The organism is Luteolibacter flavescens, from assembly GCF_025950085.1.
In the GTDB taxonomy this organism is placed as follows: Bacteria; Verrucomicrobiota; Verrucomicrobiia; order Verrucomicrobiales; family Akkermansiaceae; genus Haloferula; species Haloferula flavescens.
The window spans coordinates 68919-81367 of the sequence record NZ_JAPDDS010000005.1 but is presented as its reverse complement, the minus strand read 5'-3'; the positions used below and the strand labels follow the sequence as shown (position 1 = coordinate 81367).

Sequence of the window (12449 nt, the reverse complement as noted above, 5' to 3'; positions counted from 1 at the left end):
ACCTGCTTTCCTGCCACGTTTCCCATGGACCATACCCGTCGTACGTTCCTCAAGGCCCTCTCCGCCTCCAGCCTCGCAGCAGCCATGTCCGGCGCGCCGCGCGCCTATGGCAATGAAGAGGTCGTCCATCCGAAGGCCACCGCCGACTGCTGCATCCTGCTCTGGATGGCGGGCGGCATGGCCTCCCCGGAGACCTTTGACCCGAAGGGCTACCGCCCCTACGAGAAAGGCCTGCCCATCGAGAAGATCCTCAGCACCTTCCCCGAGATCGATACCTCGGTGGACGGTCTGAAGATCAGCAAGGGCCTCGAGGAAATCGCGAAGCTGATGGACCGCGCCACGGTGATCCGCTCGCACGTGCAGCCCGACCTGGGCTCCATCCTCCACTCGCGCCACCAGTACCACTGGCACACCGGCTACGTGCCGCCGCAGACCGTCGCCGCGCCCCACATCGGCGCATGGATGGCGCGCGTGCTCGGCCCGCGGAATCCGGTGATGCCTGCCTTCGTGAATATCGGCCAGCGCCTGGAAGGCATCGGCGAGAGCGAGGAGCTGAAGGCCTTCACCACCGCCGGATTCTTCGGCGCGGAGTACGGTCCCTTCAATCTCCCCTACCCCGACGAGGCCGCACGCTCCGTGCGCCCGCCGGAAGGCATGGACGCCGGTCGCTTCGCGAACCGCTACAAGCTCTACCGCAAGCTCGTGGATGCCAATCCGCAGCGCGACTTCATGAGCGACCACCAGCAGGAGTCCATGCTCCGCTCGCTGGAGAATGCCCACCGCCTGCTCGGCTCGAAGGAGAAGGAAGCCTTCGACCTGACCCGCGAGTCAAAGGCCACGCTGGATGCCTACGGCCCGGGCCGCTTCGGCCGCGGCTGCCTGCTCGCCCGCCGCATGGCGGAAGCCGGTGCCCGCTTCATCGAGGTGACCACCGAGTATGTCCCCTTCCTCCACTGGGACACCCACGAGAACGGCCACGAGACCACCGTCCGCCTGAAGCAGGAAATCGACCGCCCCATCGCCCGCCTGATCCGCGACCTTGAGGAACGGAAGATGCTGGACCGCACGCTGGTCATCATCGCCACGGAATTCAGCCGCGACATGATGATCGAGGGCGTCCCCGGCTCCGAGGCGAAGGACCAGGCCACGGTGAAGTCCGACACGCTGGAGAATGCCACCCACTACGGCCTGCACCGCCACTTCACCGGCGGCTCGTCCGTCGTCATGTTTGGCGGCGGCGTGAAGAAGGGCCACATCCACGGCGCGACCGCGGACGAGCGCCCGCTGGTCGCCGTGAAGGACCCGGTGAATATCACCGACCTCCACGCCACCATCTTCACCGCGATGGGCATCAGCCCGAAGATGGTCTATGACATCGAGAAGCGCCCCTTCTACGTCACCGAGGACGGAAAGGGCAAACCCGTGATGAGCTTGTTCGGGGCGTAAGGCCGCCCCGCGGGCCACCCGGTTCCGGGCCTCAATCGCCGAACTTCGCCGTCAGCTTCGGCAGCTTCTCGGCATTGAGGTCCATATCCTCGAAGTCCCACTCTTCACCCGTCGGCTCCAGGGCCGGCGGGTTGTCGGAGCGTGGGATCTCCTCGTCGGTGATCGACTGGTACACCTGCCCCGCGACGTAGCCGAATTCCTCGTTCGAGATGAAGTCGTCATCGCCCACCAGGTCGGCGAGCGTGTCGGGATCGGCCAGCGCGGCCTCGTAGACTTTCTGTCCGCGGGAGATCAGGCCGTAGCGGAAGTCCATGAAGCCATCGTCCGAGCAGCCACCCTCCATGAGGTAGGCGGCACCCCACAGCGACCAGATGTAGGCGGCTTCGTGGGCTTCGTCGAAGTGGCGCTGGAATTCCGCGATCTCCGCCGGTTCGAGGTCTTCGAGACGGGCGGCGAGTTCAGCGGCGGCATCCTCGGCGTCGAGGCCGTCGAGCAGTTTCCAGAAAGCGTTCTTGTCCATGCGGGCCGCGACGAAAGCAGATGAGACGGCGGCGGAAAGCGAAAACATGTGAGGATCATACTTTGCTTCCGGGATTCCCCACAGCCACAGGACGCGCTTGACGCCAAAGCGATACAGCGCCTCGCCGATCCCCACGCACATGCACGCATGGCGAAGTCCCGGCCTACAAGGGAAGCCGCCCTGTTCTAACAAATGCGCGCATTTTGGCACGGATTGGGAATCCAATTCCGTCGCCTCCCACGGGACTCAGGCTAAAAGCGGGGTTCATCGGTGCCGGTCTCCTTGTTTGGCCGGACTACAGGATGAAGAACCCAGTTACCCATGAAACCAACCCTCAGCTACACGGGGGCACTGGCGAGTAGTCTCGCCTCGGTGCTCCTGCTCTCCCCAAACCCGGTGGTGGCGCAGACGCTCACCAACCCGGGTTTCGAGTCCAACAATTTCAGCACGTTCCCAGGCTACATCAGCGGAGCGGCCAACGGCCCCATCACCGGTTGGACGGGCTCTCCCGCCGACCGCGTGGGCCAGAACCCCGCGACCAGCTCGCCCTTTGCGAACAACGGCGCGATTCCCGGCGGCGTGAATGTCGGCTTCCTACAGTCCGGCGGCACGACCACGTCCACGCTGAAGACCACGGTGACCGGCCTGACCATCGGGACGAAGTACACCGTCACCGTCCGCGTGAACGCCCGCTCGAACACCCCGATCAACCTGCCATACCTCCGGATGTCGTCGGACGGCACGGGTGATCCGGTCATCGCGGAAGTGTCGCGCGTCGCGACGGCGGTGGACGCCACTCCCTACCGGACCGCGGCCTTCGAATTCACGGCCACCGGCACGAGCCACGAGCTCACCTTTGAGAACGCGCGCACCTCGGGCGACCACACGCTGCTCCTCGACAATGTGAGCGTGGTGCCCTCGAGCAATGCCTGGAGCCACTCGGCATGGACGGGCGACGCGGACTCGGGGATCGACTCCAGCTTCATCTACACCCACGCCTTCAAGCTGGGCAACACGACGAACACCACCGTCAATGGCGTGCAGTTCTTCGGTCGCCAGGGCACCCTGCCGGGTCTCTTCACGTGGAACGGGCTGAATTCCACCGCACAGTTCGGGGCCGGAGTCGTCCAGATCACCGGGGACAGCGCAGCACTTGCCACGCCCTTCCGCTACGGCGCGCTGCCGTCGCTGACGCTGGAAAACCTGAAGCCGAATACCCAGTACGTCTTCACCGTCTATGGTGTCGCCTGGGACTCGGCGACGGGCTCGACCCCGCACCGCACGGTCACCTTCAACAGCAGCCTCGGAGGGACGCCCTACAGCGTCAACCTGAACCAATACGGCCAGAACAAGGGCCTGAAGGTGAAGTACACCTATACGACGGATGCGACCGGCACCCCGGTCACGGTCTCCTTCCCCGCGCTGTCGCAGAGCCTCGACTTCCACGTCAGCGCCTTCTGCAACCGCGAGGCCACGGCAAGGCCGCCGGCCGTCAACTGGACCATCCATGAGTGGAACAACGACGCGGACTCCGGCGCCAGCCCGAACCACGTCTACACCCACGCCCAGAGCTACGCCTCCACGGTCAGCCAGAACATCAACGGCGTGAACTTCGTGGGCATCGGAGGGCAGAATCCCTCCGGTACGAACTGCGCCGTCACAGGCATGCCGGGTGTCTACACGAATGACGCAAACACCATCACTGGCTACTCGGCCACCATCGCTAAGGACTTCATTCATGGCGGTGCCCCTAGCACCTTCAGCCTGAGCGGATTGACCCCAGGGAAGCAGTATGTCTTCTCCCTCTACACCGTCGGCTGGGAAACCGGCGTCCGCCAGGGAGCGATGTATGGCGCTCCGGGCGAGAACGCACAGATTCTCAATCAGGACCAGTATGGCGACAACCGCGGGGCGCGCTTCGACTGCGTCTACACGGCGGATGCCAGTGGCACGGCGAAGATCAAGGACTTCGGTATCGACTACGCCACCGACGGGAACAAGACGATCCACGTCTATGCCTCCTCGAACCGCGAGGTGGATGCGATGGTCGGAGTGGCTCCCAGCTTCACGCTCCAGCCGCTCGGCACTACCATCAGCGAGGGCGGCAGCTTCATCCTGCGCGGGGCCGCGAACGGCAGCTCCACGCTGACCTACCAGTGGAAGCGCAACAACGTGGACATCCCGGGTGCTGACCAACCTGAGCTCGAGCTTGTAGACATCCAGCTCGCGGATGCCGGCAGCTACACGCTGGTGTCGACGAACAGCGTCTCCTCCACGACGAGCAACCCGGCCGTGATCACCGTCCTGCAACGCGCACCTGGCCTCTTCAACACCGGTGTCGACAATCTCGGTGTTGCCCTAGCCCAGGGCACCGTCGATACCCACTACACCCTGCTCGCGAATCCCGACAATATCGGGAGCACCATGGCCTTCGTTCAGAATCCGATCCCGACCCCGCCATGGGTGCCGCACACCGGCACCTCCACTTGGATCGGACCGCGTGCTTTCACCGGTGGCGCAGCCGGCTTGAATGCAGATGCAGGCGAAGGCCCCGGCACCTATGTCTACCGCACGACCGTCGACCTGACGGGCTACGACATCTCAACGGTGCAGATCACGGGACGCTGGGCATCCGACAACAACGGGGTCGCGATCCGCGTGAACACCGTGGCAACCGGCCTGACCCACACCGGAAACACCTTCGGTGAGTTGCTTCCCTTCACGATCAACACAACCAACGCCCCAGGATTGATCGCTGGAGTCAACACCATTGACTTCGTGGTCAACAATGCGGATGCGCAGCAGGGCTACACCGGCCTGCATGTCGTGGACTTCCGTGCCGCCGGCATCATCCCCGCGGGCACCCCGCCGCACATCACGCTGCAGCCGCAGGGTGGACCGGGCGTGCACAACGGCAACATCACGCTGGTTGCAGGAGCCACCGGCTCGGCCCCGCTGACTTACCAGTGGTATCGTGGGACTACCCCGATCCCCGGCGCGGACCAGCCCACCCTGGACGTGATTATCTCCGACATATCGGACGGCGCGGACTACAAGGTGCGCGTGACGAACAGCGTGTCCTCCGTCGATAGCAACGTGGCGACCGTCGCGGTCACCAATGCCATCCCGGTGGTGGTCGATGACAGCCTCAGCACCACGGTGGGCACACAGCTCGAGATCGACATCAACGCGCAGATGCTCGCCAACGATACCGATGCCGACAATGACACGCTGGAGCTGGAGACCTTCGGCGCCACCAGCTTCAACGGCGGCACGGTCACCCGCGACGGGGGCTACCTCTACTACACCCCGGCACCCGGCTTCACCGGCCTGGACGGCTTCACCTACACGGTGAATGACGGATGGGGCGGTATCTCCTCGGTCGGCAGCGTGCTCATCAACGTGACCGCCGCCGCAAGCGGAGCTCCCGGCCAGATGACCCTGGCAGTGGACCTGACCGGCGGAAGCGTCACCGGCACCTTCACCGGCACTCCCGGTGCCACCTACATCCTGCAACGCTCGACCACGCTGCTGGCCGATAGCTGGATCACGGTGGACACGGAAGTGGCCCCGGCATCGGGCGTCGTGACCGTGCTGGACGAGGATCCACCGGCAGTGCGGGCCTTCTACCGCATCTCCTACACGGAATGACCGGACCCGTCTCCTGAAGACCTACATGACTCCGCGGACCTTCACTGGTCCGCGGAGTCCTTTTTTATAGAAAGCACCATCTCTCCCCGCCCGTTCATCTTTTCTCCCTCAGTCCTTTCCGATTTTCCCCGATGTCACCTTCGAAATGGCTCCCTCTGCTCGGCATCTTTGCCGCCACTCCCCTCCTCGCTGACACGCCCGACGCGGTGGTCACCTTCAGCGAGCTGAACTACAACCCGGCCTCCGGACAGGACGCAGAGTGGGTGGAGTTGCACAACCAGATGGCGGTGAACATCGACCTCTCCGGCTGGTCGCTGTCGGATGGCATCGACTACGTCTTCCCCCCCGGCACCATCATCCCCGGCGGCGGCTACCGGGTGGTCGCGAAGACACCGGGCCATGCATCGCTCGCCGGCGTCCCCGGCGTGCTGGGGCCCTTCGCCGGGAACCTCTCGAACAGCGGCGAGACCATCGACCTGCTGAGCCCGACCCGCCGCCTGATGGATCGCATCGACTACGCCGATGTCGCGCCATGGCCGGTGGCTCCGGACGGCGCAGGCGCGACGCTCGCGAAACGCCGCGCGGGCACCAGCTCGGAAGATCCCGCGAACTGGCGCTTCTCCGCTGGCACACCGGGCGCGCTGAATTTCCGCTCGCCCGACCAACCGATCATCCACTCCCTCACCGACGGGAACACGACGTGGCGCTATCGCGACGCGACCTCCGGTCCGGCGGGCACCTGGGTGAATACCAATTTCAACGACAACTCCTGGTCGCAAGGCCAAGCCCCCTTTGCCACCGCAGGCACCGGGCCGGTGCTCGGGGTCACTGCGGATCTCGTCCAGCGCTACCGCGCCGGGGCGGTGACGGGCTACACGAATGGCCAGACCGTCACGACGTGGCACGACACGGCCACCGGCGACGGGGTGGCGCAGGACGGCACCGCGAGCAGCAATCCCGCCTTCGAGGTGAATGCCACGCCGAGCGGTGAACCGGCGATCGACTTCGATGGGAACGACGATTTCCGCACCTCGATCTCGCCGGGCATCGCGCCCACCTCGGGCTTCGTTTACTTCATCGTCTGCCGTGCGAATGCGACGCCCGTGAGCGGCGGCATGTCAGACGGCGCCGGGGCCTTCCTCTTCGACCGCATGACGACGACGTCGGAGATCCCGCTCGCCTCGCTGAAGGCGGTGAATGGCCGGTATGGCTTCCAGAAGCGCTACGACGACAATACCGGCATCGGCGGCCCGATCTCCACGACGCCGATCTCGACCACCCAATTCCAGATCGTGGCGGTGCGGCGGAATCCCGCGGCGAGCCGCTTCGAGATCTGGGTGGATGGCGTGATGGAGGCCACCTCCACGGATACCGGTGGGAACCTGACGCCGCAGCCCATCGTGATCGCCCGGCATGCCGGTGGCGGGAATACCGGCTTCAATGGCGATATCGCCGAGTTGCTAGTCTATCGCGACGCTCTGAGCGAATCCGACTTTCAGGCCACAGGTGCCTACCTCGAGGCGAAGTATGGTCTCACAACCGCCTTCCCCGACAGCAGCGCGCGCACGACCCTCGCGGCGAATTCCTCGACGTCGTACTACCGGAAATCCTTCACCTTCACCGGCGACCCCGCGCGCACGGTGCTGGAGCTGGGCCACACGGTGGCGGATGGTGCGGTCTTTTACCTCAATGGCCAGGAGATCTCCCGCAAGGGCATGCCCGCGGGCACGGCGAACTACGGGACCTCCGCTCTGGCCGACCTCGCCTCGCCGGAGACCACGGACTACCAGACCGTCCCCTCGGGCGCGCTGGTCAGCGGCACGAACGTGCTGGCCGTATCCGTGCACACGGGAGCCTCGGACAATACCGCCTACTTCACCGCAAACCTGCGAGGCATCGAGACGCCCGTGGACCCGGACCTGCCGGGCACGCTGGAGCTGAATGAAATCGCCGCATCGGGTGCCGCGACCTTCTTCATCGAGGTGCGGAATCCGACCGCGCAGCCGATCTCGGCGAGCGGCTACAAGCTGGAAGTCTCAGGCTCGGAAGATGCCATCGACAACCTGCCGTCCACCACCATCCCCGCGGGCGGCGTGCTTCATTTCAATCACGTCCAGCTCGGCTTCCGCCCGGGCACGGGTGACAAGATCATCCTGCGCGCGCCGAGCGGTGCCCCCGTGGATGCGCAGCTCGCGGATGCCGTCCCGCGCGGACGCCACAGCTCATGGCCGGGCCTCTGGCTCTACCCGTCCACCGCCACGCCCGGATCGGCGAATGCCTTCTCCTTCCAGCAGAACATCGTCATCAACGAGCTCTGCTACAATCCACCGGGCGTGACCCCGACGAGCGCGGACAAGGAGTGGATCGAGCTCTTCAACCGCGGCACCACACCGGTGAATCTCGGCGGATGGCGATTCAGCAGCGGGATCACCTACACCTTCCCGGCGAATACCATGCTGCCCGCAGGCGGCTATCTCGTGGTCGCGAAGAGCCCGGGGAACTTCACCGTGCCGGGCGGCACGACGGTGCTCGGCCCGTGGTCCGGCAGCCTGGCCAACAGCGGCGAACTCGTGACACTGCTCGACAGCGTGGGGAATCCCGCGGACGAGGTGCGATACTTCGACGGCGGCCGCTGGCCGGGTGCCGCCGATGGCGAGGGCTCGACCATGGAGCTCCGCAATCCCCGCGCGGACAATTCCCTGCCCGAGTCCTGGGCCGCCAGCGATGAAAGCTCGCGCCGCACGTGGCAGACCTACAGCTACCGCATGACCGCCACGCCCAGCAGCGTGGGACCGGACAACCAGTGGCGCGAATTCGTCTTCGGCCTGCTGGACGGTGGCGACGTGCTGATCGATGACATCGCCGTCATCGAGAACCCGGATACGACCGCGGTGCAGATGATCGCGAACGGGAACTTCAGCTCCGGCACCAATGGCTGGCGCTTCCTCGGCAATCACCGCCACGCCCGGATCATCGACGACCCGGACCAGCCGGGGAATCCGGTGCTTCACCTTTCCGCGAAGGGGCCGACCGAGCACATGCACAATCACGTGGAGACGACGCTCGCCAACGGCGAAGTGGTCGTGAACGGCCGCACCTACGAGATCCGCTACCGCGCCAAGTGGCTCGGCGGATCGAACCGCCTGAATACCCGCCTCTACTTCAACCGCTGCGCCAAGACCACCGAGCTGACGCGCGTGGAAAACCCAGGCACGCCCGGCGCGGCGAACTCGACCGCCGCGCCGAATGTCGGCCCCGGCTTCACGAAATTCATCCACTCGCCCGCGGTGCCTGCACCCGGTGCGAGCGTGACGGTCACGGCGGCTGTCGCGGACCCCGATGGCATCGGCACGCTGGCCCTCCACTACTCGGTCGATGGCGGGGCATTCTCCACCGTGCCGATGACCCCGGTCGGCGACGGGACGACCTACAATGGCATGATCCCCGGGCAATCCGCGGCCAGCGTGGTGCGCTTCCACGTCTCCGCCACCGATGCCGCGGTGCCTGCGCGGACCTCGTATTTCCCTGCGGACGGCGCGGAATCGCACGCGCTCTACCAGGTGAATGACGGCCTCGCCGCGACCAACGGCCTGCACAACATCCGCATCGTCATGGACCCCGCGGACAAGGAGCTGCTCTACCGGACGAACAACCTGATGAGCAACGAGCGCCTCGGCTGCACGGTCATCTACAATGAGACAGAGATCTACTACGAGGTCGGCGTGCGGCTGAAGAGCAGCCAGCGCGGCCGCCCCCAGGCGCAGCGCGTCGGCTTCAATCTCGGCTTCAACAAGCAGCAGCTTTTCCGCGGCATCCACGGCACCATCGCCATCGACCGCTCGGAAGGACAGGAGCCGGGCTGCAAGGAGATCCTCTTCGACCACACGATGGCCGTCGCGGGCAGCATCCCCGCGGAGTACAACGACCTCTGCAAGGTGATCGCGCCGAATCCCGCGCACACCAGTTCCGCGATCCTCCAGTTGGCCCGCTTCAACGACGTCTTCCTCGACTCGCAGTTCAACAACGGCAGCGACGGCACGGCGTGGGAATACGAGCTGATCTACTACCCCACTACCACGGACTCCAACGGCTTCAAGCTGCCCCAGCCCGACAATGTCGTCGGCACCGACCTCACCAACCTGGGCGACGACAAGGAGAACTACCGCTGGAATTTCCTCCTCGAGAACAACGAGGACAAGGACGACTACTCCCGCATCATGGCCGCCTCGAAGCAATTCGGGAAGAGCGGCAGTGCCTTCGAGAACGGGCTGTCCGACGTGATCGACGTGAACCAGTGGCTGCAGGCGCTGGCCCACGCGTGCGTGACCGGCGCGGGTGACTCGTTCTTCGACAACTCGAACCACAACGGGATCTTCTACGCCCGCCCGGATGGTCGCGTGCTCTACTTCCCGCACGACATGGACTACGCGTTCAACGCGACGCGGAACATCTTCGAGTGCTCGGAGCTGCAGAAGCTGGTGGCAAATCCCGCACGCCGCCGCCTCTACCTCGGCCACCTGCATCACATCTGCACGAAGTTCTTCAACCAGTCCTACCTCGGTCCGTGGGCGACGCACTTCGGCAGCCTGCTGCCCGGCGAGGACTTCGCGGGTCACCTCTCGTACATCAACACGCGCTCGAACTACATCCTCGGCGCGATCCAGAGTGACACGCCGAGCATCGGCTTCGACATCACCACGAATGGCGGCGCGAATTTCTCGACGCCCTTCAGCCCGGTGACGCTCGCGGGCACGGGATGGGTGAATGTCCGCGACATCCGCCTCGCCGGGTCCACCGTGCCGCTGGCCGTGACGTGGACCTCATCGACCGCGTGGGAGGTGGCCGTGCCCGTCGCCATGGGGCCGAATGCGATCACGCTGGAAGCCGTGGACTTCTCCGGTGCCGTGGTCGGCAGCGACAGCATCGTGGTCACGAATACCGGCGGAGTCTCCCTCCCGACCTCGTCCACGCTGGTCGTCTCGGAGATCTACTACAATCCGCCGGGCGGCGACGAGCTCACCGAGTACATCGAGCTGACGAACATCTCGAATGCGACGCTCGACATGAGCAGCGTGAACTTCAATGCCGGGCTCACCTTCACCTTCCCCGGCGGCACGCAATTGGCCGCGGGCGCGCGCATCCTGGTGGTGAAGGACACGGCTGCCTTCAATGCGGCATTCGGGACCGGCAGGCCGATCGCGGGGACCTTCCCGAACAACCTGAGCAACTCCGGCGAGCAGATCCGCCTCGTCGCGGCGAATGGCACCGTGCTGCACGACTTCACCTACAGCGACACCGCGCCGTGGCCGGTGGAGGCGGATGGCGACGGCTACTCGCTGGTGCTGGTCAATCCCTCGTCCGCACCGGATCACAATGATCCCCGGAACTGGCGCGCGAGCGCAGTCGCAGGCGGTGGCACGCCGGGCCTTCCCGACACGGAGTCCTACGCCGCATGGAAGGCAGCGAATGGCAATCACGCCGACGACGAGGACCTCGACGGCGACGGCTTCACCACGCGTGACGAATACTTCCTCGGCGGTAATCCCCAGGTGGCGGAGCAGACGTTGGCGCCGACCTTCGAGAGATCGCAGGACGGCACCTTCCTCATGAGCATCACCCGCCGCGCCACCGCGGAGGGCGGCACCATCGCGCCGCAGGTCTCCACGAATCTCACCTCATGGCAGGTGGACGCGGGCGCGCAATACCTCGGCAGCACGCGGGTGAGCACGAGTCCGGCGGTGGATCGCGTCCACTACCGCATCACGCCGCCCGCCGGGGAGGGCCGGTTCTTCGCGCGCTTCGTCTTCGGGCCGTGAGACGGCTCACGCCGGAGCGAGCCATTTCCTCAAGGTGGCCACGTCGTTCTTCATCGCATCGAAGGTGCGGGCGACGTGGTCCTGGCCGCCGATGTACTCGATGTGGATGGAGACCGGCGTGCCGGCGGGCAGGAGCTGGCTGACGAGCCTGGCAGACCGCGGATTGACGGAGCCCTCGCCCAGCGGGCACGGGTTCCACTGGCGGCCATCGAGGCGGTAGTCCTTGAAATAAACCGAGACGATGTGCTGCGCCGCGCGGTGCATGTTCAGCTCCCACGCATTTCCGCCCTCGACGGTGGCGTGCGCGAGGTCGAAGGCGAGGCCGAGTTGGGCGGGGTCGATGCCATCCAGCGCGGACACCATGTCCCAGACCGGCGCACCGACGAAGTCGTTGCCGCGGTGGTTCTGGTACTGGCCCTGGATGCCGAGTTCCTTGTTCATCGCCGCGATGTCGATGAGCTTCGCGCGCACGTCGGCGAGCTGCGGGGCGATCGGTTTCTTCAGGTCGTAGCGGTAGTGCTTCAGCCGGTAGCGCTTGATCCCGAGCGAGACGGCGGTGCGCAGGACGGCCTCTTGCTCGGCATTCACTTGATCGACATCGGAGGAAAGGATGGTGATTTCCAGCCCGCGTTTCTTGAGGGCCTCGGCGAAGGCCGGGAGCTTGTCCGGCACGTCCTTCGGCTCGATGTGGCCGCCCGCGCGGATCGGTGCCTCGATGCCGCTCACGCCGAGCGCCGCCACCTTCTCCGCGAGCTCGTCCGCCGGGACCTTTTCCAGCATCTTCGTGAAGACGACGAGCGGACGCTCGGCAGCGGCGACAGGCGCGGTCTCCGCCGCGAAAAGCGGGGCGACGCCGGTGGCGGCCAGGGCGAGGGCGGACGATTCGAGAAATTGCCGACGGTGCATGATGGCCAAGCCTGACCGCTGCGCCGCGGATTTCAATCCACCGATTCGGGTGAGGAACCGGGACGGGGCCGGCGTTGCGGCATCGGGAGAAGCCGCGGTTGTCTCCCGCG

Annotated in this window: 5 protein-coding genes; 3 read left to right on the top strand and 2 right to left on the bottom strand. The window is 65.6% G+C overall.

Annotation, left to right across the window (positions count from 1 at the left end; translation table 11 throughout):
* Nucleotides 1–24 precede the first annotated feature (24 nt).
* Nucleotides 25–1446 carry a DUF1501 domain-containing protein gene (locus OKA04_RS10310; RefSeq protein ID WP_264501076.1) on the top strand — a complete coding sequence of 474 codons (1422 nt, stop codon included), beginning with the start codon at nucleotides 25–27 and terminating at the stop codon, nucleotides 1444–1446.
* A 31-nt stretch (nucleotides 1447–1477) separates the two neighbouring features.
* Here the strand turns inward: OKA04_RS10310 and OKA04_RS10305 are convergent, their stop codons facing one another.
* Nucleotides 1478–2107: a DUF4240 domain-containing protein gene (locus OKA04_RS10305; RefSeq protein ID WP_264501075.1), complete on the bottom strand. Its 630-nt coding sequence runs from the start codon at nucleotides 2105–2107 to the stop codon at nucleotides 1478–1480.
* A 180-nt stretch (nucleotides 2108–2287) separates the two neighbouring features.
* Between OKA04_RS10305 and OKA04_RS10300 the strand changes: the two genes are divergently transcribed.
* Both OKA04_RS10300 and OKA04_RS10295 read left to right on the top strand, forming a co-directional pair.
* Nucleotides 2288–5617, top strand: a complete 3330-nt coding sequence (locus tag OKA04_RS10300; RefSeq protein WP_264501074.1) for an Ig-like domain-containing protein — start codon at nucleotides 2288–2290, stop codon at nucleotides 5615–5617.
* 131 nt (nucleotides 5618–5748) lie between these two features.
* Nucleotides 5749–11433, top strand: a complete 5685-nt coding sequence (locus OKA04_RS10295; RefSeq protein WP_264501073.1) for a lamin tail domain-containing protein — start codon at nucleotides 5749–5751, stop codon at nucleotides 11431–11433.
* Nucleotides 11434–11439: 6 nt separating this feature from the next.
* On the opposite strand, the gene OKA04_RS10290 is transcribed toward OKA04_RS10295, so the two are convergent.
* Nucleotides 11440–12339, bottom strand: a complete 900-nt coding sequence (locus tag OKA04_RS10290) for a sugar phosphate isomerase/epimerase family protein (RefSeq protein ID WP_264501072.1) — start codon at nucleotides 12337–12339, stop codon at nucleotides 11440–11442.
* Between the last annotated feature and the right edge of the window lie 110 nt (nucleotides 12340–12449).

What these genes read in the sequence shown, in the direction of transcription:
- OKA04_RS10310 (WP_264501076.1), top strand. Translation starts at nt 25, where the DNA reads ATGGACCATACCCGTCGTACGTTCCTCAAGGCCCTCTCCGCCTCCAGC.
- OKA04_RS10305 (WP_264501075.1), bottom strand. Translation starts at nt 2,107, where the DNA reads ATGTGCGTGGGGATCGGCGAGGCGCTGTATCGCTTTGGCGTCAAGCGC.
- OKA04_RS10300 (WP_264501074.1), top strand. Translation starts at nt 2,288, where the DNA reads ATGAAACCAACCCTCAGCTACACGGGGGCACTGGCGAGTAGTCTCGCC.
- OKA04_RS10295 (WP_264501073.1), top strand. Translation starts at nt 5,749, where the DNA reads ATGTCACCTTCGAAATGGCTCCCTCTGCTCGGCATCTTTGCCGCCACT.
- OKA04_RS10290 (WP_264501072.1), bottom strand. Translation starts at nt 12,339, where the DNA reads ATGCACCGTCGGCAATTTCTCGAATCGTCCGCCCTCGCCCTGGCCGCC.